This window comes from Rhodoplanes sp., from assembly GCF_013377085.1.
Taxonomy (GTDB): Bacteria; Pseudomonadota; Alphaproteobacteria; order Rhizobiales; family Xanthobacteraceae; genus Rhodoplanes.
In genome coordinates this window covers 1-22,332 of record NZ_JACAAX010000066.1, presented here as the reverse complement: position 1 = coordinate 22,332, position 22,332 = coordinate 1, and the positions used below count along the sequence as shown (strand labels likewise).

Annotated in this window: 19 protein-coding genes; 5 read left to right on the top strand and 14 right to left on the bottom strand. The window is 69.1% G+C overall.

All coding sequences use genetic code 11. The features are described 5' to 3' along the window. Window positions 1-249 precede the first annotated feature (249 nt). Window positions 250-2,493 carry a DUF3604 domain-containing protein gene (locus tag HXX10_RS27765; RefSeq protein ID WP_296526584.1) on the bottom strand — a complete coding sequence of 748 codons (2,244 nt, stop codon included), beginning with the start codon at window positions 2,491-2,493 and terminating at the stop codon, window positions 250-252. A gap of 125 nt (window positions 2,494-2,618) precedes the next feature. On the opposite strand from HXX10_RS27765, the gene HXX10_RS27760 reads away from it, so the two are divergent. Beyond that, window positions 2,619-3,569, top strand: coding sequence for a tripartite tricarboxylate transporter substrate binding protein (locus tag HXX10_RS27760; RefSeq protein ID WP_296526583.1), 951 nt, complete (start codon window positions 2,619-2,621; stop codon window positions 3,567-3,569). Window positions 3,570-3,620: 51 nt separating this feature from the next. Here HXX10_RS27760 and purQ read toward each other — a convergent pair whose 3' ends face one another. Together purQ and purS are read right to left on the bottom strand one after the other, a co-directional pair. Next, window positions 3,621-4,322, bottom strand: a complete 702-nt coding sequence (gene purQ, locus HXX10_RS27755; RefSeq protein ID WP_296526581.1) for a phosphoribosylformylglycinamidine synthase subunit PurQ — start codon at window positions 4,320-4,322, stop codon at window positions 3,621-3,623. A gap of 34 nt (window positions 4,323-4,356) precedes the next feature. Then, complete coding sequence (gene purS, locus HXX10_RS27750) at window positions 4,357-4,599, bottom strand: phosphoribosylformylglycinamidine synthase subunit PurS (protein ID WP_296526579.1); 243 nt, start codon at window positions 4,597-4,599, stop codon at window positions 4,357-4,359. Window positions 4,600-4,745: 146 nt separating this feature from the next. Here purS and HXX10_RS27745 point away from each other — a divergent pair, with 146 nt between their 5' ends. Continuing rightward, window positions 4,746-5,393 (top strand): hypothetical protein, encoded by a 648-nt coding sequence (locus tag HXX10_RS27745; protein WP_296526578.1) that lies wholly within the window; start codon window positions 4,746-4,748, stop codon window positions 5,391-5,393. Between the two features lie 9 nt (window positions 5,394-5,402). On the opposite strand, the gene HXX10_RS27740 is transcribed toward HXX10_RS27745, so the two are convergent. Next, window positions 5,403-5,978 carry a Uma2 family endonuclease gene (locus HXX10_RS27740; RefSeq protein ID WP_296526577.1) on the bottom strand — a complete coding sequence of 192 codons (576 nt, stop codon included), beginning with the start codon at window positions 5,976-5,978 and terminating at the stop codon, window positions 5,403-5,405. Between the two features lie 161 nt (window positions 5,979-6,139). After that, the gene (gene purC / locus HXX10_RS27735) at window positions 6,140-6,907 is read right to left on the bottom strand and encodes a phosphoribosylaminoimidazolesuccinocarboxamide synthase (RefSeq protein ID WP_296526576.1); all 768 of its coding nucleotides are present in this window, start codon (window positions 6,905-6,907) and stop codon (window positions 6,140-6,142) included. Between the two features lie 317 nt (window positions 6,908-7,224). Here purC and HXX10_RS27730 point away from each other — a divergent pair, with 317 nt between their 5' ends. Next, window positions 7,225-7,548 carry a DUF1476 domain-containing protein gene (locus HXX10_RS27730; RefSeq protein ID WP_296526575.1) on the top strand — a complete coding sequence of 108 codons (324 nt, stop codon included), beginning with the start codon at window positions 7,225-7,227 and terminating at the stop codon, window positions 7,546-7,548. Between the two features lie 121 nt (window positions 7,549-7,669). Here HXX10_RS27730 and HXX10_RS27725 read toward each other — a convergent pair whose 3' ends face one another. The 4 genes from HXX10_RS27725 to HXX10_RS27710 form a co-directional block, all read right to left on the bottom strand. Then, complete coding sequence (locus HXX10_RS27725) at window positions 7,670-8,218, bottom strand: cytochrome b (RefSeq protein WP_296526573.1); 549 nt, start codon at window positions 8,216-8,218, stop codon at window positions 7,670-7,672. A 117-nt stretch (window positions 8,219-8,335) separates the two neighbouring features. Then, window positions 8,336-9,532: a TrmJ/YjtD family RNA methyltransferase gene (locus HXX10_RS27720; protein WP_296526572.1), complete on the bottom strand. Its 1,197-nt coding sequence runs from the start codon at window positions 9,530-9,532 to the stop codon at window positions 8,336-8,338. Between the two features lie 148 nt (window positions 9,533-9,680). Then, window positions 9,681-10,001, bottom strand: coding sequence for a YkgJ family cysteine cluster protein (locus HXX10_RS27715; protein WP_296526571.1), 321 nt, complete (start codon window positions 9,999-10,001; stop codon window positions 9,681-9,683). A gap of 142 nt (window positions 10,002-10,143) precedes the next feature. After that, on the bottom strand, window positions 10,144-10,353 hold the full coding sequence (locus tag HXX10_RS27710; protein ID WP_296526570.1) for a cold-shock protein: 210 nt from the start codon (window positions 10,351-10,353) through the stop codon (window positions 10,144-10,146). Window positions 10,354-10,899: 546 nt separating this feature from the next. On the opposite strand from HXX10_RS27710, the gene HXX10_RS27705 reads away from it, so the two are divergent. Both HXX10_RS27705 and HXX10_RS27700 read left to right on the top strand, forming a co-directional pair. Beyond that, the gene (locus HXX10_RS27705) at window positions 10,900-13,122 is read left to right on the top strand and encodes an NADP-dependent isocitrate dehydrogenase (RefSeq protein WP_296526567.1); all 2,223 of its coding nucleotides are present in this window, start codon (window positions 10,900-10,902) and stop codon (window positions 13,120-13,122) included. A 355-nt stretch (window positions 13,123-13,477) separates the two neighbouring features. Next, window positions 13,478-13,978, top strand: a complete 501-nt coding sequence (locus tag HXX10_RS27700) for a DUF3455 domain-containing protein (protein ID WP_296526566.1) — start codon at window positions 13,478-13,480, stop codon at window positions 13,976-13,978. Window positions 13,979-14,000: 22 nt separating this feature from the next. Here HXX10_RS27700 and HXX10_RS27695 read toward each other — a convergent pair whose 3' ends face one another. The 5 genes from HXX10_RS27695 to HXX10_RS27675 form a co-directional block, all read right to left on the bottom strand. Further along, window positions 14,001-15,104 carry a cyclic nucleotide-gated ion channel gene (locus HXX10_RS27695; RefSeq protein ID WP_296526565.1) on the bottom strand — a complete coding sequence of 368 codons (1,104 nt, stop codon included), beginning with the start codon at window positions 15,102-15,104 and terminating at the stop codon, window positions 14,001-14,003. Between the two features lie 175 nt (window positions 15,105-15,279). Next, entirely contained in the window at window positions 15,280-16,284 is a 1,005-nt protein-coding gene (locus HXX10_RS27690) for an alpha/beta hydrolase (RefSeq protein WP_296526563.1), read from the bottom strand. A 228-nt stretch (window positions 16,285-16,512) separates the two neighbouring features. Then, window positions 16,513-17,748, bottom strand: coding sequence for a cyclic nucleotide-gated ion channel (locus HXX10_RS27685; protein ID WP_296526561.1), 1,236 nt, complete (start codon window positions 17,746-17,748; stop codon window positions 16,513-16,515). 53 nt (window positions 17,749-17,801) lie between these two features. Continuing rightward, a complete protein-coding gene (alaS, locus tag HXX10_RS27680) occupies window positions 17,802-20,465 on the bottom strand; it encodes an alanine--tRNA ligase (RefSeq protein ID WP_296526559.1) in 2,664 nt (887 codons plus the stop codon). A 145-nt stretch (window positions 20,466-20,610) separates the two neighbouring features. Then, window positions 20,611-22,332: hypothetical protein (locus HXX10_RS27675; protein ID WP_296526556.1), on the bottom strand; the 1,722-nt coding region annotated here is incomplete at its 5' end.

Genomic DNA, 22,332 nt, shown 5'->3' with positions numbered 1-22,332 from the left:
CCATTGGTGGTCAGACATCATAAATCCGAGCTGATCACCCGGAAACCGTATGAGACGAGGCGGCTCGCTTCATCTCCGCTCGTCCCCGCGAAAGCGGGGATCCAGGAGCCTCACAACGAAAATCTGGATTCCCGCTTCCGCGGGAACGAGCGGAGAATGGGCATTGGCCCAGACTGTTCGGCCAGCTCCGCGCCTGCCGCCCGGGCTCGACCCGGGCGGACCGCGCCTCCGCCTCACGCCGCAACCGCCTCACGCGACCAGATAGATCGGGCTCGACCATGCCTGGTGGCCGTCGGCCTGGGTGACACGGACATAGACCGGCAGATCGGCGCCACCGGAAAACGCCACCATGTGCTCGAAGGCGACGCGGCGGGCCCAGTCGGCCTCGGGCAGGCGATAGACGCTCACCCGGCGGCCGAGCCCACCGCCCTCGAAGGCGACCGTCTCGTCGCCGAGCCGGTCCAGGTCGACCGTCCCGCCGACGACATTGGTCTCGATCGCCAGCGTGCCGCGGTCGGCCTGCTCGAGCCAGAGGTCGATGCCGGCGAGATTACCGGTCGTCACCGACGTCCAGGCCAGCGCGGCGCCGGGTGTCGTCTCGCGCACCTGCCGTTCCGGATTGAGGAAATTGACCGGCGCGAAGCGCAGGATGCGGTTGCCCGTGACGGCGAGCTTGCCCTGCCACACGACCTCGCGGCCGCGGCCGCGATACTCCGCCCCCTGCCACAGCACGCGCACGCGCCGGCCGAGGTCGCTCGCCGCATACGGCCTGACGGTCCGCACCGTCTGCCTGCCGTGGAGGACGTCGACCCGCTCGATCGGCGCCGTGCCGATCGCCTCGACGGAAAGCCGCATCGGCACCGCGCCGGGCCGCACGATGTCGCCCATCAGCGCCTCGCGCACGGACCGCTCCTCCGCGGGGCCGAGCGTCGGATCGTCCGAGAACGCCGTCACGGGCGTGTCGAACCCGCCGCACACATCGAGGAACAGGCGCGTGCCCGTGGTCCCGTAGTGATGCCGGCGGCGCAGCGCGTCGAACAGGGCTTCTCGCGTGAGCTCCGGCATCAGATAGCAGGTCAGTCCGCCGACGGCGCCGAAGGTCGAGGCGCCCGGCAGGGTGGCGCCGGGCCGTCCCTTGTGGTCGTCGCTGTGGCAGACGATGCCGACCCGGTATCCCATCTCGAAGGCGTCGTGCAGCAGCCACTCGAACGTGCCCCAGGTCGAATGGACCTCGACGGCGCGCTCGATCCGGCCGTCATGGGCGAACCTGACGTCCGCGTAACGGCCGCCCACATGGGCGATCACCACGGCATCCTCGCCGTCCAGCGCCTTGAACAGGTCGTGCGCCGTGTCGCAGTCGGAGCCGTCGGCATCGTGGTAATCGACCAGGATGCGCGACGAGCGGCGGATCGGCCGGCCCTCATGGCGATAGAACACGTTGCGGTCGCCACCGAGACCGGTGTTGCCGGACCACTCGTATCCCGGCAGGCAGACGAACTTGCCCGGAACATCGAATGATTCGGTCAGCCGGTTGAGCTCGGCCCAGAACGCGTCGGTGATCTGGAAGTCGTTGCCCTGGTGGCCGACCATGTCGACGAAGGCCTTGTCGCGGGCGTAGCGGAAATACGCCTCCGCCGGTCCGGTGCCGACGGTCTCGCCGCTCTGGCCGTGCAGGTCGGCCCAGTAGCGCCGCAGATCCGCCGCTGCCACGGCTTTCAGCGGATTGGCGCAGGCGAGCTCGCTGCCGTCCGGTGCGAGCAGACGAAGTGTGACGCCGCCCTCCTCCGGCGCGACCAGCCCCTCGATCACGCGCGGTCCGTCGCCGGGCTTCAGATCGATGTGCTCCGGCAGGCCGCGCAACGGCGGCGTGGACGACGGCGTCAGTCGCGCGTCCGCCTGATCGGTCGGATTGCCCCAGACGTCCTCGGCGACGATCGCCAGCCGGAACGGTTCGCCGACGACGGCGAGCGAGGGCAGGATCGCCTTCCAGCGCGCCGGCGCGCCGGGCCGGAGCGCGAAACGCGGCGACGACGGCAGCTCGGTGAACTCGTAGGTCGCAAACGCGTCGACGAACATCTTCAGCTCGAACGCGTCCTCGCAATTGGTCTGCAACCGCAAGCCGGGCGAGCCCTGCCGGGTGTCGCCGAGCCGTACCGTCAGCGTGTCCCCGGCGCGCAGAAAGCCGCGACCGATGCGGATGACGAGCGTGTTGGCCCACGGCCGGATGTTGACGCGGTCGAGGCGGACCTCGAGCTTGGCGCCGTTGCTCGCCTCGACCGTCGTGTAGTTCGGCGCCCCGGGGTCGCTGAACTGCGGCTTGCCCATGTCCGACGTGGTGCGCCAGGTGATCTTCACCATCCCGGTGTCGTCGATGCCGAAGGTTCCGGCCGTGTAGGTCAATGTCAGCGCGACGAAGGATCCGGCCGTGAACGGGCCGGGAGGCGCGAGCGTGGCGAAGCCCATGTGCTCGGGCAAATAGTTTGCATGCGGCATGTAAATTGCACACTCTGTCTGGTGGTGATGGCACCGGCGCGGACAGCCGCGAGAATAACCGAGGCGACCAGGCAATGACACCAAGTATACGAAGTCGAACGTGTCCGCGTGTCGTCGCCCGGCTTTTGGTCACGCTGCTCGTCGGACTGTCGGCCGGGCCGTTCGCCGCGCCGGTGGCAGCCGAGGAATGGCCGAACCGCGCCATCCGCTTCATCGTGCCGTTTCCCGCCGGCGGCTCGACCGACATCGCCGCAAGGCTCGTCGCCAACAAGATCTCGCTGACGCTCGGCCAGCAGGTCGTCGTCGAGAACAAGACCGGCGCCGCCGGCAATATCGGCTTCGAGGCGGCGGCCAAGAGCCCGGCCGACGGCTACACGGTGCTGATCGCCCCGGATTCGCTCGCCAGCGCGGCGCACGTGTTTCAGCTCGGCATCGACCCGCGCAAGGATTTCGTGCCGGTGATCGAGCTGACGCGGCAGCCGGTCGTGCTCGCGGTGAATCCGTCGCTCGGGGTCGGCTCGGTCGCCGAGCTGGTCGCGCTCGCGAAAAAGCAGCCGGGCATGAGCTATGCGACCTCGGGTGTCGGGTCGCAGCAGCACATGGTGGCCGAGTGGTTCGCGAAGCTCGCCGGCATCAAGCTCGAGCACGTGCCGTATCGCGGCGGCGGCCAGGCGATCAACGATCTCATCGCCGGCCACATCAAGATCGGGTCGCTCGGCTCGTCGCCCGTGATCCCACATGCCAAGGCCGGAACCCTCAAGATCCTGGCGCAGTCGACCGCCCGGCGCTCGCCCGGCCTGGAGGACGTGCCGACCTACACGGAGGCCGGCATCGCGCTGGAGCTCGATCAGTGGGTCGGCGCCTTCGTGCCCGCCGGCACGCCGCCCGTCGTGGTCGCGCGGCTCGATGCCGAGATCGCCAAGGCGCTCGCCGACCCGGAGGTCCGCGACGGGTTCCTGCAATCCGGTCAGGAGCCGGTGGTGGGGACCAGCGGCGCCGAGTTCGCCAAGCTGTTCCAGGACGAATACGCGAAATACCAGCGGCTGGTGACCGAGCTCAACCTGAAGGTTCAATGACGCCCGGCCGGCCCGGCCGCGACATCCACGGTCGAGGTCGTCCCGCCACCTTCAGTGCCGGCCGGAGAAGTGCCGGCCGAGGCCGGCAAAGAGGCCGCGGCCGTCGGTGCAGCCCATCAGGTCCTCGACGTGGTTTTCCGGGTGCGGCATCATGCCGAGCACGTTGCCGCGCTCGTTGAGGATGCCGGCGATCGCATAGATCGAGCCGTTCATGTTCCAGTCCGGCGACAGTGCCCCGTCGGGCGCCGTGTAGCGGAACACGATCCGCCCGTCGCCCTCCAGCCGCGCGATGGTCTCCGAATCGGCCATGTAGTTGCCCTCGCCATGGGCGACGGGCACCCGGATCACCTGCCCGGCATCGTAGCCGCGGGTGAACGGCGTGTCGGCGCGCTCGACCCGGATATAGGCGTCCTTGCAGATGAACTTCAGGCCGGCATTGCGCATCAGCACGCCCGGCAGCAGGCCCGCCTCGCACAGAATCTGGAAGCCGTTGCAGATGCCGAGCACGAGGCCGCCCGACGCCGCGAAGGCCCGCACGGCGTCCATCACGGGCGAGCGTGCCGCGATCGCCCCGCAGCGCAGATAATCGCCATAGGAGAAGCCGCCGGGCAGCACGACGAGGTCGGTACCGGCCGGCAGCGCCGTCTCGGTGTGCCAGACCATGGCCGGATCGCTGCCGGCGCACAGCCGCAGGGCCCGCGCCATGTCGCGCTCGCGGTTGATTCCGGGAAAGACCAGGACGGCGGATTTCATCGGCGCACCCCGGCCGGCATGGCGACCCGGAGGCTCATCCCACGATCTCCACCCGGTAGTCCTCGATCACCGTGTTGGCGAGGAGACGCTCGGCCGCCTCCTTCAGGGCGGCCTCGGCCCGGCCGCGGTCGGCGCCCGGCACCTCGATGTCGAACACCTTGCCCTGGCGGACGCTGGCGACGCCCTCGACACCGAGCGACTTCAGCGCCCCCTCGATCGCCTTGCCCTGCGGATCGAGGACGCCGGATTTCAACGTGACGGTGACGCGGGCTTTCATGGGGCGCCTCGAAGGTTCGGATGACGGTCCCTTACGGGGGGCACGCCGCGGCGTCAACACGCGCCCGACACCGACCGGCTGTCATCCGGCACTTTACCCGGCATTAGCCCGGTCGGGATAGGTTGCAACCCTCGCGGAGGCCGAGCATGGGGCAGAGGGAGCTGGACTCGTTCAACTTCGAGGCCCGGGAGAACGTCGTTCTCTTTTACCGGCGCCGCGACACGCTGTACTGGGGCCTGCTGGGTCTGCTCGTCCTGGCCGTCACGTTGGTCGGAATCGCCGTCTTGGCCGATCCGCCGTCCGGTCTCCGCCTGCGCGGCCGCGGCGCGGCCCTCGCCCACCTGGTGATCCTGATCCCCCCGCTGCCCCGCGCCCTGGTCCTGGCCGCCACCCTCGGCTGGACGCTAGAGCGCCTCGTCCGCAGGACCATACGGATCTACGACCGCCGCCCGGATCTCCTGATCGGACCGTCCGGCGTCGCCGATCTGGACCCGTGGACGCCGCGCGCCTTACGCTGGGACGAGATCGTCGAGCTGCGGCGCGAAACCCGGCGCACCACCTTTCGGCGAAGACCGGTCGGCGCCGGCCTCGCCTTCATCGGACGCCCGCAGGCGCCGTGGGGCCTGCCCCGCCGCACGGTCGATTGGCTGCCCGCGCGCTGGACCGAGAGGACGATCCGGCTCCTGCCGAGGGAACTGGACATTCCGGACGAGGACGTGATCGCCATTGCCCGCCGGTTCACGGGCGGCCGGCTGGTGGTGCGCGAAGGTCCTTCGCCGATCTATGACCCGTGAGTCCCCGCGTCACCGCCCGGTGTCGCGGAAAATCTCGGCGAGCGGCAGGGTGACGCCGAGGTCCGGGAACGCGATCGCGTCGCCGCGCCCGGAAAACCGCTGCTCGGCGAAGCCGTTTTCACGCGCGAACACCACCACCTCGAAGGCGTCTTGGGCCACCACCACGTAATGGGTCAGCGATGGCAGCGACGTGTGGGCCTCGCGCTTCCAACGGAGATCACGGTCGGCCGTGGACGGCGACAGGATTTCGAAGATCACGAGGACGTCGTCCCGGTCGCGCTGCTTCGGATCGAGCGGGCGTGGCAGCTTCGGCAGGATCAGCACGTCCGGCTCGGGCCGGCTGATGTTGGAGATGCGCACCCCGAGGCCGGGCAGAACCTCCCACCGCGCATCGAGCTCGCGCTCCCGAAGCCCGAGTGCAATGGTGAGGTTCTTGACGATCCACTGATGCGCAAGACCGGGTGACGCCTGCAAGACGAGCTCCCCCTCGATCAGCTCCCACTTCTCCTCGTCCGGCTGCCTGTCGGTGAAGTCGTAGAACTCGTCCACGGTCTGGGGCGCGGTGCTGATCCTGGGGACACCCATGGCGGCTCCTCCGTCTCGTCCAACGGCCAAAGATAAGCCCGCGCCGGCCGCGTATCCAGCCGGCCCCGCGGCCCGAGCAAGCCCCCAAAAAGCAAACGCCGCGCGAAACTTTCACGCGGCGTTTCAGCACAGAGGTGGCGGGCGTGCGCCCGCCGTGAGCGTCAGCCCTTCACCAGGACCGGGCCGTTGCCGATCGGGCGCTCGTTCTCGCTCATGATGCCGAGCCGGCGCGCGACTTCGGTGTAAGCTTCGAGCAGGCCGCCGAGATCGCGGCGGAACCGGTCCTTGTCGAGCTTCTCGTTCGACTTGATGTCCCACAGACGGCAGGAGTCCGGCGAGATCTCGTCGGCGACGACGATCCGCATCATGTCGTTTTCCCACAGCCGGCCGCATTCCATCTTGAAGTCGACCAGACGGATGCCGACGCCGAGGAACAGGCCGCACAGGAAGTCGTTGACCCGGATGGCCAGCGCCATGATGTCGTCGATCTCCTGCGGCGTCGCCCAGCCGAACGCCGTGATGTGCTCCTCCGACACCATCGGATCGCCGAGCGCATCGTTCTTGTAGTAGAATTCGATGATCGACCGCGGGAGCTGGGTGCCTTCCTCGATGCCGAGCCGCTGCGACAGCGAGCCGGCCGCGACATTGCGGATCACCACCTCGAGCGGGATGATCTCGACCTCGCGGATGAGCTGCTCGCGCATGTTCAGCCGGCGGATGAAATGCGTCGGCACGCCGATGTCGTTGAGGTGCTGGAACAGGTACTCGGAGATGCGGTTGTTGAGGACACCCTTCCCTTCGATCACCTGGTGCTTCTTGGCGTTGAACGCGGTGGCGTCGTCCTTGAAGTGCTGGATCAACGTTCCCGGTTCCGGGCCCTCGTACAGGATCTTCGCCTTGCCTTCGTAGATGCGGCGGCGGCGGCTCATGGGGGTGTACCGTGGCTTGAGAAAATCCATAGGATGCCGTGGCTCCGAGTTCTGGGTTCAAGGCCCGCGGCGACGTCGAGCAGTACGCGAGACACGCTCGTCACGATTCCGTCGGAACCTATCCGATGGGGGCGACGAGCACAATCGACATAGACCGGCAGGGCGGAGCGTGCAATGAGGACTTGTGCGAGCGTTTTCGGCGCCCTTGACCCCGCTGGAGCGATGTGCAAGGCGCGCTCGCGAGGCGGGCCGGGCGCTATTTCTGCCGGCGGCCTGCACGGCAGAAACGACAGCCACGTTAAGGCACGAGGGACGCCATGAACACTTTCGACGACCGCAGGGACAGCAACGAGAAGAAATACGCCCATGACGAGGAGCTGCGCTTCAAGGCGACGGCGCGGCGCAACAAGATGCTCGGCCTGTGGGCGGCCGAGAAGCTCGGCCTGACCGGGGCCGAGGCGGAGGCCTACGCCAAGGAGGTGGTGGTCGCCGACTTCGAGTCGCCCGGCGAGGAGGACGTGTTCCAGAAGCTCCGCAAGGACTTCGACGCCAAGGGCGTGCACCAGTCCGACCACCAGATCCGCCGAACCATGGCCGAGCTGATGGACAAGGCGGTGGAGCTCGTCAAAACCGGACGCTGAGGCCGGCGCTCCCGATCGGCGACGGGGCGCCCTCGCCCCGTCCGCCGCGCGACCGAACGCCACGATCCGGCATTCCGGCGATCACGCCGGAGCGTGATCGCCGCGCGTCGATCGCCGAGTGTCAGGCGGTGCCGATCATGCGCCGCAGCGTGCGATCGTGGAACACGAAATGATGCACCAGCGCCGCGACCGCATGGACGAAGGCGATCGCCATCAGGGCGTGGGCCAGCCACTCGTGATACGGATTCAAGGTCCGGGCGAAGCTGCGATCCGCCGCCCAGGGCGACGCGATCTCGGTGAGACCGAACACCGGAAGCGGGCGGCCACGCGCGAACAGGAGCGCGATCCCGATCGCCGGAATCGCGAGCAGCAGCAGATAGGTGATGCCGTGCACCGAGGCGGCGGCGATGTCGCCGAGGCGGCCGAGCGGCGTCTTCGGCGGCGGCGGCGCCGGATCGACCATCCGCCACAGCACGCGTACGACCAACAGCAGCGCGATGGTGAGCCCGAACGTCATGTGGACGAACATGGCGGCAGCCCGCGCCGCGCCTTGCGGAAATGCGTTGTGGAACAAACCGATCAGCCAGGCCGCCACCACCAGGACGACGGTCAGCCAATGCAGGGCGCGCGCGATCGTGCCATAGGCGTCGGGGGAGTTTCGCAGAGTCATATCGAAATACCTCGCCGTTCGAAACAATTCCGATTTTCGCTTTGCTAAGGCGTCGCCGGTCCCACAGTCCTTGACTCAGAGCAAAACCACGGCCGCGGCGACCGGCGTGATCGTTCGTCAGAGCGCCAGCACCCCGGCGAGCGTTTCGAGCGTGGCGCGCGGATCCGCCTCGACGGCGGCGACGTCGAGCGTCACCACCCGGTAGTCGCGCGCCGCGAGCCAAGCACGCTTGGCATCGCGCGCTGCCGCCGCCTCGGCCGCCTCGCCAGCCGGCACGAGATCGATCACCACGCGCAGAGGAAACGACACGAGATCGGCAATATGGGGGCCGACCGGCACCTGCCGCTTGAAGCCGCGCCCGGCAAAGCGGCGGTCCTTGACCAGCGCGTCCCACAGGGTGCGCTCCGCCTCGGTCGGATTGCGGCGCAGGAGGCGCGACAGGCCGCGCACCGGCCCGCGCTCGGAGGGAACCCGGCCGTCGCCGTGCTCGGTGAGCAGCTTGCGCAGCAACGCCGCCTCGTCGCCGTCGAGCACGCCGCCGCGCGCCGGGCCCTTGCGGCCTTCCACGATCGCCATGACGACGCCGTGCAGCGTCTGGATGTCCTGCCGGGTCGGCTGCATGCGGGAAAAGATGTTGCGCAGGTTGACCGTCATGGTCTCGCGCTTCTCGGCCGGACGGAAGAACTCGACCCGTTCGAGCTCGCGTTCCAGATTGGTGAAGAAGGCGAGCATCTGCTCCTTCGGGGCCGGCTCCGAGCGCACCGGCATCGTGAACGGCAGGCCCGTGCCGGCGCGCTTGAACCACTCGTAGGAGACCAGCGCCACCGCCTGGGCGAGATTGAGCGAGGCGAAGGCCGGGTTGATCGGGAACGTGACGATACAGTCGGCGAGGCCGACCTCCTCGTTCTCGAGACCGTTGCGCTCACGCCCGAACACGATCGCAACGGTCTCGCCGGCCGCCACCAGCGGCGCCAGCCGCTCGGCCGCCGCCTCCGGCGACACGACCGGCTTCGCCTGATCGTGGGCGCGGGCCGTGCAGGCAGCCACATAGGTGCAGTCGGCGATCGCGGCTTTCAGGTCGTCGAACAGCTCGGCCCCATCGAGCACGCGGTCGGCGCCGGCTGCCATCATGTGCGCCTTGGGATTGGGCCAGGCCTGTCTGGGGGCGACGAGGCGCAGCCGCGACAGGCCGAAATTCGCCATCACGCGCGCCGCCGCCCCGATGTTCTCGCCGAGCTGCGGCTCCACCAGGATGACGACGGGAGCCGGGGCGGCGACCCAGGTCTTGGTCTTGTCGGTTCCGGCGCCGGGCATGGGATCAGAGCTTTGGGGGGTCAGGATGTCACGAATCGGGCTTGGCTGTGCCGTCGCGCCGCGGCCGACGGCGCGGACCACCTATCCGATCCGGTCGGTCGAGTCGACCAGCGGCGCGGATCGGCAGCCACATGACGGCACCTTTGCATCACAGCCCGTGGCGGGCCCGGGCCATGCGGCATTCCGGGTCGCCCGGCTCGCAGGTGCGGCACACATCGGGCCGGACCGCATAGACGGCACAGGCGGTCGCCTGCCCGACCTCGCCGAGGAGCGCCGTGCAGCGGTCGCCCTCGCAGCGCATGCGGCCGGCGGCGTCGTCGACGAAGCCGGCCGGGATGAGGGCGAGCGCCACCTCGCTCTCCAACGAGAAGCGCGGCCACTCGGCCGAATAGGCGCAGCAGGCCCCGCAGGCCTGGCACGACCAGTCCTCGCGGCCCTCGGCCATGGCGATATCGTCGTGGCTCGTCATCGCACCCGTTTGGCACGGACTGCAAAAACAGAAAAGCCGCCCCGGAGGGCGGCTCCCGGTCGCCCCTTTCGGGGCGACATCGCCCGCGAGGGGCGAAACGCTCAGCGGCGGGGCCGCCCTGTCTGGGCGGCCGACGCGCCGATCACGCGGCCTGGATGGTGCCGACGGCGATCTTGCCGGTGCGGCGGTCTTCCTGGGTGTCGAAGACGACCTTCTGGCCTTCGTTCAGGCTGCGCATTCCGGCGCGCTCGAGCGCGGTCGCATGGACGAACACGTCCTTGCCGCCGTCGTCCGGAGCGATGAAGCCGAAGCCCTTTTGATCGTTGTAGAACTTCACGGTGCCCTTGGTCATATCGGGTAGCCTTTTCACTGTATGTGCTGAAAGCCGGGGCCGCGTTGGGCACGCCCCCGGTTCGGTGTGTTCGATCTTTGGAGAGGGTCTGATCGTGCGCCCGGCATACAGCGAAGGCGAAACGGCCCGATTGTCCGGCCAAATGTCGATGGCCCGAACCATACGGGCGGCCGACGGCTTTTGCAAGGTAAAGCCGCAGCCCCCCGGCCCGACTGACCGCCCGACGGCCCGCCGCCCGGCCAGCGGCCGGGCGATGCCGGGCCGCCTCGGCGGTCGCCACACCGACAAGAATCTGAGTCCAATGTCTGCTTCCGCCCGCGGATCGCGGGTGCTATAGGGCGCGCGCTGAACAGGGGGCGCCCGGCACCCGAGGGCGTGCCGAGCTTCCCCGTCGGTCCGATTCCCGGTTGGCGGTTTCCGCACCGAGAACAATTCATGCGAGGGCGCGAGGGAGAAGCCCTACCACCGCGCCCATCACTGTTCTGCTTCCGCTCGGCCCAAACTCCCCGCTCGGCCTGAACAAGGACGATGACCAGAGGTGCAAGCATGCCAGATCTCGAAATAGTGTGGACAAAGGTCGATGAAGCCCCGGCGCTCGCGACCTATTCCCTGCTGCCGATCGTCGAAGCCTTCGTCGGCGCGGCGGGCGTGTCCATGAAGCTCAAGGACATCTCGCTGGCCGGCCGCATCATCGCCAGTTTTCCCGAGAAGCTCACCCCGGCGCAGCGGATCAACGACGAACTCGCCGAGCTCGGCGAGTTGGCGACGAGGCCCGAGGCCAACATCATCAAGCTGCCCAACATCTCCGCCTCGATCCCGCAGCTCAAGGCCGCGATCAAGGAGCTGCAGGGCAAGGGCTACGACATCCCGGACTATCCGGACAATGCCACGACGGACGCCGAGAAGGACATCAAGGCCCGCTACGCCAAGGTGTTCGGCAGCGTCGTCAACCCGGTGCTGCGCGAGGGCAATTCCGACCGCCGCGCCGCCGGCGCCGTGAAGCAATACGCCCGCAAGAATCCGCACAAGATGGGCGCCTGGAGCCCCGACTCGAAGTCGCATGTGTCGTCCATGGCGGCCGGCGATTTCTACGGCTCGGAGGTCGCGACCACGGTCGCCGCAGCGACCAATGCCCGCATCGAGCTGGTCGGCGCCGACGGCACCGTCACGGTGCTGAAGGCGAAGACGCCGATCGCGGCCGGCGAGATCATCGACGCGGCGGTGATGAGCCGCAAGGCGCTGCGCGCCTTCTTCGCCGAGCAGATCGAGGATGCGAAGAAGAAGGGCGTGCTGTTCTCGCTGCACGTCAAGGCCACCATGATGAAGATCTCCGATCCCATCATCTTCGGCCACGCCGTGTCCGAGTTCTTCGCCGACGTGCTCGCCAAGCACGCCGCCACGTTGAAAAAGCTCGGCGTCAACCTGAACAACGGCTTCGGCGATCTGCTGGCGAAGATCGCGACGCTGCCGGACGCCGAGAAGCTGGCCATCGCGGTCGACATCGCGGCCGAGTACGCCAAGCGACCGGGCGTCGCGATGGTCAATTCCGACAAGGGCATCACCAATCTGCACGTGCCCTCGGACATCATCGTCGACGCGTCGATGCCGGCGATGATCCGGGATTCGGGCAAGATGTGGGGTGCCGACGGCAAGCTGCACGACGTCAAGGCCGTGATCCCGGATCGCTGCTACGCGCAGATCTTTCAGGTGGCCATCGACGACTGCAAGGCCCACGGCGCCTTCGATCCCAAGACCATGGGCTCGGTCCCGAACGTCGGCTTGATGGCGCAGAAGGCCGAGGAATACGGCTCGCACGACAAGACGTTCGAAATTCCCGGCGACGGAACGGTTCGCGTCGTCGCCGATGACGGCAAGGTGCTGCTCGAGCGTCCGGTCGAGACCGGCGACATCTTCCGCATGTGCGAGGTCCGCGACGCGCCGATCCAGGATTGGGTCAAGCTCGCCGTGCGCCGCGCGCGCCTCACCGGCACCCCGGCGGTGTTCTGGCTCGACCCCAAGCGCGGGCATGATGCGCAGGTCATCGCCAAGGTCGAAAAGTATCTGAAGAACGAGGATACGTCGGGGCTCGACATCCGCATCCTGGCGCCGGTCGAGGCGATCAGGTTCTCACTCGAGCGCATCCGCAAGGGACAGGACACGATCTCGGTCACCGGCAACGTGCTGCGTGATTATCTGACCGACCTGTTTCCGATCATGGAGCTCGGCACCTCGTCCAAGATGCTGTCGATCGTTCCGCTGATGGCGGGCGGCGGCCTGTTCGAGACCGGCGCCGGCGGCTCGGCGCCCAAGCACGTGCAGCAGTTCCAGGACGAGGGCTATCTGCGCTGGGATTCGCTCGGCGAGTTCCTGGCGCTGGGCGCGTCGCTCGAGCATCTGGCGCAGACCTACAAGAACGCCAAGGCGCAGGTTCTCGCCGAGACGCTCGACACGGCCATCGCAAAATTCCTCGAGTTCAACCGCAATCCTGCCCGCAGGGTCGGCGAGATCGACAATCGCGGCAGCCATTTCTACCTCGCCCTCTACTGGGCCGAGGCGCTGGCCGCGCAGACCAAGGACGTGGAGCTGCAAGCCCGCTTCAAGCCGCTGGCCGAGGCGCTCGCCAAGAACGAGGCCAAGATCAACGGCGAGCTGATCGGCGCGCAAGGCAAGCCGGTGGACACCGGCGGCTACTACCTGCCCGATGCCGCCAAGACATCGGCCGCAATGCGGCCGAGCGCCACGCTGAACGCCACGATCGCCGCGCTCTGACGCGCGGCCTTCGGCGACGAGATGGACGGCGACCAGATGATCCGGATCATCTGGCACCGAGCCGCCAAGTCACATGAACCAGTTTGAAGAAGGGCGTGCTCCGGCACGCCCTATTTCGTCGGCCGGACGCCCTCGCACCAACGGACTCGCTGTTCGTCATTCGCGGGCTCGACCCGCGAATCCATCTTCGAAAAAGTGTTTTCTTTCGAAGAGATGGACCGCCGGATCAAGTCCGGCGGTGACGACCGGGGAGTGGCGCCCCTCGGCCTCGGTATCAGAACGGCGAAGCCACCCGGCTTGCCCGCGTCACTCCGGGATGGTTACCTCCTCTTGTTTCCCTGAAGGAGATACCCCCATGCCCATGACCCGCCCGGTGGCGGTTGCGCTGCTCGCCGCCATGGCTCTCGCCGGTCCGGCCTTCGCCGAGCTGCCGGCTGCGATCGACGCGCCCGGGGCAACCCCGGCGCTCACCGTCAACGCCGCCGGCGCCCAGGTCTACGAGTGCAAGGCCGGCGCCGACGGCAAGCTCGCCTGGACGTTCCGCGAGCCGGTCGCGACCCTGATGCGCGACGGCACCACGATCGGCCGGCACTATCGCGGACCGACCTTCGAGCACCAGGACGGCAGCGCCGTGGTGATCAAGGTGGCCGCGAGCGCGCCGTCGCCGGACGGCAGCATTCCCTGGCTGAAGGCCGACGTGGTGGAGAAGCGCGGCGCCGGCGTGCTGTCCGACGTTGCGACGGTCCAACGCATCAACACCCGCGGCGGGCTCCTGCAAGGTCCGTGCGAGCAGGCCGGCGCCACGCAGGGCGCGGCCTACACGGCCGACTACGTCTTCCTGCGCAAGGCGCCGTAGCCGTCGCGGCAAACGCCGCCGCTCACCCGGCCGGCGACGTCTCCAGGTTCTGCTCGGCGCGCCGCACGGCCTCGCCCCTGATGGTCTCGGCGAGCACCGGGTGGCGCGCCAGGAACAGGCGGAAGTCGGTGCGGTCGAGCACCAGCAGGATCGCCGGAGACGTCGTCGTCACGGTGGCGGTGCGCACGCCGCTGCCGAGGAGCGCCAGCTCGCCGAAGAAGGCGGGCGGCGTGAGCTGGATGGTGCGGTCGGCCACCTCCACGTCGGCTTGGCCGGAGGCGATGAAATACATGCAGTCGCCTTCCTGCCCCTCGCGGATCACGGTGGTTCCGGCGGGAACGTCCCAGCGGCGCAGCATGTTGGCGATCTCGATGATCTCCGACGGGTTGAGGCTCTTGAAGAACGGCGAATCGGCGACGATCTCCCAGGTGCGCACGAAGTCGATGCGGCGGCTCTCCTGGGCGAAGGCGGTGGCGAGAACGCCGATCCACAGGCCGAACACGGCGATGCCGGCGATCATGACGAAGCCCGCGAGCATGCGTCCGACCGGCGTGATCGGCACCAGATCGCCGTAGCCGGTCGTCGTCAGCGTCGTGATGGCCCAGTAGAGCGAGGCCGGCAGCGAGCCGAAGCTGCCGGGCTGCACGTCGCGCTCGACCACATGGATCGCCACCGCGGCGAACTGCAGCACGACGAAGAACAGCACGGCGACGCTGATCAGCGGCCGCGCCTCGGTGGCGGCGACGCGGCCCAGCATGGCGATGCTGGTTCGCGCCGGGCCGAGCTCGAGCAGCCACAGGATGCCGGGGAACCAGACGGTCGGCGAGTCGATCCCGGCCGTCGCGGCAATCAGGATCGGCCACACCGCGAGCGCATCGACGGCGTGCTCCAGCGAGGTCAGCCAGGCGGCGAGGCGCTTTGCCACCCGCGCCTGCCACAGGCCGAGCAGCCAATCCACGGCGAAGAAGACCAGGCAGGCCGCCAGCAGCCCGTCGAGCGCCGGGTCCAGCGCGGCGCGGACCGAGGGGACCGAGACCAGGAACACGCCAGCGACCCCGAGGGCGACGACCGGGGTCATCCAGGCCCTGGTCAGCGCGGCGAGCCGCTGTGGAAAACGACGCGACATTCCTCCGCCTCCGGCGTGCCCGGCTCGTCAGCCGACCGGCCTCGGCACGGACCTTTGCGCCGCGCGGCGGGCCGGCACCTCGATGACGGTAAGATGCTGCCCGCGCGCCCCGCTTGGCAAGCCGGTCGCGCAGGCACGGGGGAGGACGGCGGCGCCCGCCGGGCTGCCGCCGGTCTCAGGCGCTCACCAGATCCGGAAGGGTCAGGAACTCGCGCATCACGTGCCAGACGCGCTTGCGGTTGGTGCCGAGCACGGCGACGTGGGCGACCCCGCGCAGCATGGCGAACTGCTTGTCGCGGCTCGGCAGCTTGGAGAAAAACTCCAGGAGCTCGGCCTCGGTGGCGTTGCCGTCGTGCTCGGCCCGGGTCATCAGCACCGGGCAGAGGATCTTGGTCGGGTCCACCATCGGCATGTTGATCGCCATGTCGATATAGGTGCCGCTCGGCGCGGCATCGCCGAGCGCCAGCTCGTAGTCGGCGAGCGCCGCCGGCACGGCCGCCTCGAAGGTCGAGGGATCGTCGCGGCTGAAGATGCCGACGAAGCTGTCGCGGGTCATCTTGCGCACCGGGCTCGCCTTGTAGGTCTCGACCTGGGCGCGGCGACGCATGATCTCGGGGGCGCCCTCGCCCGTCCAGGTGAAGGCGTCGAGGATCAGCCGCTCGACCCGCTCGGGATGCCGGACGGCAAACACGCCGGCCCGGATCGCGCCGGACGACTGGCCCTTGAGGCGGACCTTCGCCTGCCCGGTGACGCGCTCGACCACCGGCATCACGGCCTCGAGGTCGGCGACGCCGGAATTGATGTCCGAATTGGTGCCGGTATTGCGGGTCGACCGCCCGTAGTTCTCGTGGTCGACCGTCCACACGTCGAAGCCGAAGCGGGCGAACGCGTCCATGAACGAATAATCGGGATGGCCGGGCACCTGCAGGTCGAAGCCGCCGCGCGCCGAGAACGACGAGCCGTGCACCAGGAACAGCACGGGCTTGGTCGCCACCCCGTCGTCGACGATGCGCTTGCGATAGACGTAGAGCTTGACGTTGCCCTTCTGGGCCCAATGCTCCTCGGCGACGATCTTTTCCACGGCGACCTCGGCCTGCGCCGGCACGCTCGCGGCCGCAAACGCTGCACTCCCCGCCAGGAGGCCACGCCGGTTCAAGGACAACTGCGGGTTTTCGGTCATGTCTCCTCCCGTTCGGTTTCGCTCCCGGTTCCTCCGGGTGAGGCCGGAAGGGTGGCCCGTTTCGCCGACGGCGGCAAGCGATACCGGCGGGTGGACGAGTCGTAGGGTGCAATGAGCGCAGCGAATTGCACCGATCATCCCGGGAGCGATCGTCATGGAAGCCAAGCAGCGCCGAGCGGCGCAATTCGCTGCGCTCATTGACGCCCTACGGGACCGCCCATGCCCGCCTCACTCCGGCGAGCGCCGCTCCTCGCCCTGGGCGATCTCCTCGGTGACCATGTCGCCCTTACGGGTGACGATGGCGTCACCGACGCGCTCGCGCACCACCTCGTGGATGCGGTCGGCGACCTGGGGGTCGCGGTCCATCAGCCGGCGCAGATCGTTGGCGTCGAGCACCAGCAGGTTGGCGCGGGTCAGTGCCGTGACGGTCCCGGAGCGCTTGGCGCGGCGCAGCACCGCGATCTCGCCGAAGAAATGGCCGACCCCGAGCGTGATGTGGCGACCGTGCAGGTCGATGTCGACGGCGCCGCGGGCGATGAAATACATCGAATGGGCCGGGTCGCCGACCCGCACGATCACGTCGCCGGCGTCGACCGTCTGGGCCTTGAGATAGCGCATGATGTCGCCGATCGAGGCGGCGTCCAGCCCGGCGAACAGCGGCACCCGCGCCACCATGCCCCAGGTGACGACGAAGTCGCGGCGATGGATCTCGTCGGCAAAGGCGGTGGCGATGATGCCGACCGGCAGCGCCACCATCGCCATGGCGGTGAGGATAGTGACGCCGGCGATCACCTTGCCGAGGGCCGTCACCGGCACCACGTCGCCGTAGCCGACGGTGCCGAGCGTGACGAAGGCCCACCAGATCGCATCCGGGATGGTGCCGAGCTTGTCCGGCTGCACGTGCCGTTCGGCCAGATACATCATCACGGCGGCGAACAGCGTGGCGCCGAAGAAGATGACCAGGCAGGCGAGCAGCGCCCGCCGCTCGTTGTAGAGCGCGTCGAGCAGCGAGCGCATGCCGGTCGAGTAGCGGGTGAGCTTGAGGAAGCGCACCACCCGGAAGACCAGGATGACGCGCAGATCCTCCGGCACCGTGAAGGCGAACCAGAACGGCAGCACGGCGAGCAGATCGATGATGCCGACCGTGCTGGTCATGTAGCGCCAGCGCGCCTGGGCGGGCGACAGCGCCCGCAGCAGCGCGTGCTCGGGCGCCACCCAGATGCGCAGCGCATATTCGGCCGAGAAGACGACGATCGAGACGATCTCGATGGCGACGAAAACCGCGTGCCATCTGGCGTCGACCTCGGGCACCGATTCGAGGATCACGCCGGCGAGATTGAGCAGAATCAGCAGGATGAGGGTGCGGTCGACCAGCACGCTGGTGCGGTCCGACCCGTCACCATGGTCGAGAATCTCGCCGATCCGGCGTTTGAGCTCTGTCGCACGCTTGGCGTGCCCGCGCATCCTGCGCCCCTCCTTCGGAGCGTCCATCATGGCGCAGGGACGTTACCGCGACGTCACCCCTGCCCGCCCACCGATGCGATCGCGGAGGCGATCGCCTCCAGGGCCGCCTCGGCCTTGTCGCCGTCCGGCCCACCCGCCTGGGCGAGATCCGGCCGGCCGCCGCCGCCTTTGCCGCCGAGCGCCTCGGCGCCCCGCTTGACCAGATCGACGGCGCTGAACCGCGCCGTCAGGTCCGCCGTCACGCCGACCACCAGGCCGGCCTTGCCCTCGGCCGTCACGCCGACGATCGCCACCACGCCCGAGCCGACCTGCTTCTTGCCGTCGTCGGCGAGGCTTTTCAGATCCTTGATCTCGATGCCGGAGACGGCGCGGGCCAAAAGCTTGACGCCGCCCGCGTCGCGCATGCCGTCGGGGGCGCCGGACTTGGCGCCGCCGCCCATGGCGAGCTTGCGCCGCGCGTCGGCGAGATCACGCTCGAGCTGCTTCTTCTCGTCGAGCAGCTTGGTCACCTGCTCCTCGACCTGGGCCGGCTGCACCCGTATGAGCTGGCCGAGCGCGGCGACCCGGCGGTCGCTGTCGGCGAGCCGGCGGCGCGCCGCCGCGCCCGTCATCGCCTCGATGCGGCGCACGCCGGCGGCGACGCCGGCCTCCTGGTCGATATAGACGAGGCCGATGTCGCCGGTGCGGCGCACATGGGTGCCGCCGCACAGCTCCACGGACCAGCCGAGCGCGTTGGAGGCCTCGCCCATGGAAACGACGCGGACCTCGTCGCCGTATTTTTCGCCAAAGAGCGCGCGGGCGCCGGAGGTAGTCGCATCGTCGACCGCCATCAGACGGGTGACGACGGGCGTGTTCTCCAGCACCTGGGTGTTGGCGATCTCCTCGACCCGGGCGATCTCCTCGTCGGACATCTTTTTCGGGTGCGAGAAATCGAAGCGGAGCCGGTCGGGCGCCACCATCGAGCCCTTCTGGGCGACGTGATCGCCCAGCACCTGGCGGAGCGCCTCGTGCAGCAGATGGGTCGCCGAGTGGTTGCGGCGAATGTCGGAGCGCCGCGTGCGATCGACCTCGAGGGCGAGCGCCTGGCCCGGCTTCAGGATGCCCTCCTCCACCGTACCGGAGTGGACGAAGACATCGCCGGCCTTCTTGCTCGTGCCGGTGACGCGGAAGCGCACCCCGTCGCCCGTCATCACGCCGATGTCGCCGACCTGGCCGCCCGACTCGCCGTAGAACGGCGTCTGGTTGAGGATGACGGCACCCGTCTCGCCGGCCTTCAGGCTGGTCGCCTGCACGCCGTCGCGCACAATGGCCAAGACCTCGCCCTCGGCTGTCTCGGTCTCGTAGCCGAGAAACTCGGTGGCGCCGAGCTTTTCGCGCAACGAGAACCACACCGTTTCGGTCGCCGCCTCACCGGAGCCGGCCCAGGAGGCCCGCGCCATCTCGCGCTGGCGCTCCATGGCGGCGTTGAAGGCCGCCGTGTCGACCTCGACGCCGCGCGCCTTGAGGGCATCCTGGGTGAGGTCGAGCGGGAAGCCGAAGGTATCGTAGAGCGTGAAGGCGACCTCGCCCTTGAGCTTGTCGCCACGCTTCAAGGTGCGCGTCTCGTCCTCCAGGATGGAGAGGCCGCGCTCCAGCGTCTTGCGGAACCGCGTCTCCTCGAGCCGCAGCGTTTCGGTGATCAGCGCCTCGGCCCGCACCAGCTCCGGATAGGCCTGGCCCATCTCGCGCACCAGCGTCGGGACGAGCTTCCACATCAAGGGCTCGCGGGCGCCCAGCAGCTCCGCATGCCGCATGGCGCGGCGCATGATGCGGCGGAGCACATAGCCGCGGCCCTCGTTCGAGGGCAGCACGCCGTCGGCGATCAGGAACGAGGTGGCGCGCAGATGGTCGGCGATCACCCGGTGGGAGGCCTTCATCGGGCCGTCGGCATCGACGCCGGTGCGGTCGACCACGGCCTGGATCAGCGCGCCGAACAGATCGATGGCGTAGTTGTCGTGGGTGCCCTGCAGCACCGCGGCGATGCGCTCCAGCCCCATGCCGGTGTCGATCGACGGGTGCGGCAGGTCGAGCCTCCGGTCGGGGAGCTGCTCGTACTGCATGAAGACGAGATTCCAGATCTCGATGAAGCGGTCGCCATCGGCGTCGGGCGAGCCGGGCGGACCGCCCGGGATGTGCTCGCCGTGGTCGTAGAAGATTTCCGAGCACGGGCCGCACGGGCCGGTGTCGCCCATCGCCCAGAAATTGTCGGAGCTCGCGATGCGGATGATGCGGCGCTCCGGCAGACCGGCGATCTTCTTCCACAACGTGAAGGCATCGTCGTCGTCCGCATAGACCGTGATGGTGAGGCGGTCGGCCGGCAGGCCGTATTCCTTGGTGATGAGCCGCCAGGCGAGCTCGATGGCGCGCTCCTTGAAGTAGTCGCCGAAGGAGAAATTCCCCAGCATCTCGAAGAAGGTGTGGTGCCGCGCCGTGTACCCGACATTGTCGAGGTCATTGTGCTTGCCGCCGGCCCGCACGCATTTTTGGGCCGTTACGGCGCGCGAATAGGGGCGCTTTTCGAGACCCGTGAAGACGTTCTTGAACTGCACCATCCCGGCATTGGTGAACATCAAGGTGGGGTCGTTGCGCGGGACGAGCGGAGAGGAGGGCACGATCTCATGCCCGTTCTTCTCGAAGAAGCCCAAGAAGGCCGACCGGATGTCGTTGACGCCGCTCATCGAAAGCTCTTGTTCCTGGTGACGCGCGACCGCGCCCCCCTGGCGAGCTAAGCGACGGTCCTGCCTTGCAATTCAGGATGGTTTTAGCGGTGCGGCGGGAGGCTGTCCAGGACGGCGGCGGAGAACTCCCTCCGGCCCGTGCAGATCAGTCCCGCCCGGCCGGGACCGGGGGCGTCGGGGGTTCCTGAACAGCCGCAGGCTGCGGGGCGTCCGCGGGCTGCGGGCCGACAGCCGGCGCGGAGTCAGCCCCGGGAGATGTCGCGGGCGCGGCCGGCGCGGCATCCCGTTCGGGAGGCGGCAGCGCCGGAGCCGGCGGGGCCGGCTCCGGGACCGCGGCCGGGGCCGGGGTCGGATCAGCCGGACCCGACGCCGCGGGGACCGGGACGGGAGCATCGCCGGGCTCGCGGCGGCGCCAGACCGTGAGGGTGGCGGCGTGCTCCGGCACGGCCGCCGACAGGAGCGGCACGAAGCCGGTCTGGGTCGCCATGGCGTCGACGATCCCGGCGAAGCCCGGCTCCAGGACGGCCGGGCTGCCGGGGGCGACGTCGACCACCAGCAGCCGGTCGGCCGGTGTGGCGGCGAGAAACGCCTCCATGGCGGCTCGGTTCGTCTCCCGCGACGCACCCGAGACGAGCCACGGCCCGTCGACCGGCACGGCGCAGCCGCAGGCGACATGGATGGCCCAGGCGAAGAACGGCGTGCGCCCGACCGTCGCGGCGACGCCGATCGAGCGTGCGCCGGTCAGGGCCGGCAGGGCCGGCCGCACCAGCAACAGGTCGGACGGCCCGGAATAGCGGCTGGCGGCGGCGAGCGCCGTCGCCGAGGACGGCGGCCGGACCAGCACGGCGACGGCCAGCACGGCTGCCGATATCGCTCCGCCGAGCACGATCGTGGCGGCGGCGCGGGACCGCGCCGGCGACCATCGGCGCGCCAGGATCTCGACCAGGAGCCCGGCCCCGGCGCCGGCGCCGACCCACGCGGCGAAAAGCCAGGAGGCGAGGAACCGACCCTGGTGATGGGGGTGGGCGATCACGCCGACCGCCGCGACCAGGGCCAGGACGAACACGGCGCGACCGCCGGGCGGGAATCGGCGGATGCCGATCAGGCCGATGGCGAACAGGGCGACCACCAGGCCGGCGACGACCGGGTCCGCATGGAACCCGTCGGCGACCATCTCCCAGTAGTACGCGGCGCCGGCGAGCGGATCATAGGGTGCGCCCGACGGCGCATTGGACGGGCCGACGAACCACAGGAAGGCCGACAGCCGCTTGGGGATGAGGAACGAGGCGGCGACCGGCAGGACATGCCAGCCGAGCAACGCCCGTCCGCCGGCGCCGAGCGCCGGCGCCAACCACGCGCGCTGTTGCCGCCAAGCCACCACGGCGCGCGCAAAGACCAGCGCATAGGCGACCGTGACCAAGTTTTCGGGCGGGTAGAGCGAGACGGACCGGCCGAACAGCTCGAGGCTGGTGGGCCCGCGGCGGTAGATCACGGCGATCAGCAAGACGACGGCAAAGGCCGCGATGAGCAGCGGGTCTCGGCCGAGCACAGCGAAGATGGAGCCGAACCCTCGACGGGCGGCCGACAGAACGGCGCCGACCAGGGCCGCCACCTCGGCGCGCCGCTCGATCGCATAGGCGACGGCGAGCGAGACGACCACCAGACCCCAGTAATTGCCTTTGTGGAAGAACAGAACGGTGAGCACCAGGCCGAGCAGTCGCCACGGCCCGGGCTCGTGCGGCGTGTCCATGGCGCGGGCAAAGCAGAGGAGCGCCAGCGCCGACCAGGCCGCGCCGAGCGCCTCCAGCATCACGTCGGCGCCGAGCAGCCCGAAGGCCGGGCTCGCCAAAGCGAGCGCCCCGGCGAC

What these genes read in the sequence shown, in the direction of transcription:
- HXX10_RS27700 (WP_296526566.1), top strand. Translation starts at nt 13,478, where the DNA reads ATGCCCATGACCCGCCCGGTGGCGGTTGCGCTGCTCGCCGCCATGGCT.
- HXX10_RS27710 (WP_296526570.1), bottom strand. Translation starts at nt 10,353, where the DNA reads ATGACCAAGGGCACCGTGAAGTTCTACAACGATCAAAAGGGCTTCGGC.
- HXX10_RS27685 (WP_296526561.1), bottom strand. Translation starts at nt 17,748, where the DNA reads ATGCGCGGGCACGCCAAGCGTGCGACAGAGCTCAAACGCCGGATCGGC.
- HXX10_RS27730 (WP_296526575.1), top strand. Translation starts at nt 7,225, where the DNA reads ATGAACACTTTCGACGACCGCAGGGACAGCAACGAGAAGAAATACGCC.
- purC (WP_296526576.1), bottom strand. Translation starts at nt 6,907, where the DNA reads ATGAGCCGCCGCCGCCGCATCTACGAAGGCAAGGCGAAGATCCTGTAC.
- HXX10_RS27745 (WP_296526578.1), top strand. Translation starts at nt 4,746, where the DNA reads ATGGGGCAGAGGGAGCTGGACTCGTTCAACTTCGAGGCCCGGGAGAAC.
- HXX10_RS27715 (WP_296526571.1), bottom strand. Translation starts at nt 10,001, where the DNA reads ATGACGAGCCACGACGATATCGCCATGGCCGAGGGCCGCGAGGACTGG.
- HXX10_RS27720 (WP_296526572.1), bottom strand. Translation starts at nt 9,532, where the DNA reads ATGCCCGGCGCCGGAACCGACAAGACCAAGACCTGGGTCGCCGCCCCG.
- purS (WP_296526579.1), bottom strand. Translation starts at nt 4,599, where the DNA reads ATGAAAGCCCGCGTCACCGTCACGTTGAAATCCGGCGTCCTCGATCCG.
- alaS (WP_296526559.1), bottom strand. Translation starts at nt 20,465, where the DNA reads ATGAGCGGCGTCAACGACATCCGGTCGGCCTTCTTGGGCTTCTTCGAG.
- HXX10_RS27740 (WP_296526577.1), bottom strand. Translation starts at nt 5,978, where the DNA reads ATGGGTGTCCCCAGGATCAGCACCGCGCCCCAGACCGTGGACGAGTTC.
- purQ (WP_296526581.1), bottom strand. Translation starts at nt 4,322, where the DNA reads ATGAAATCCGCCGTCCTGGTCTTTCCCGGAATCAACCGCGAGCGCGAC.
- HXX10_RS27765 (WP_296526584.1), bottom strand. Translation starts at nt 2,493, where the DNA reads ATGCCGCATGCAAACTATTTGCCCGAGCACATGGGCTTCGCCACGCTC.
- HXX10_RS27705 (WP_296526567.1), top strand. Translation starts at nt 10,900, where the DNA reads ATGCCAGATCTCGAAATAGTGTGGACAAAGGTCGATGAAGCCCCGGCG.
- HXX10_RS27725 (WP_296526573.1), bottom strand. Translation starts at nt 8,218, where the DNA reads ATGACTCTGCGAAACTCCCCCGACGCCTATGGCACGATCGCGCGCGCC.
- HXX10_RS27695 (WP_296526565.1), bottom strand. Translation starts at nt 15,104, where the DNA reads ATGTCGCGTCGTTTTCCACAGCGGCTCGCCGCGCTGACCAGGGCCTGG.
- HXX10_RS27690 (WP_296526563.1), bottom strand. Translation starts at nt 16,284, where the DNA reads ATGACCGAAAACCCGCAGTTGTCCTTGAACCGGCGTGGCCTCCTGGCG.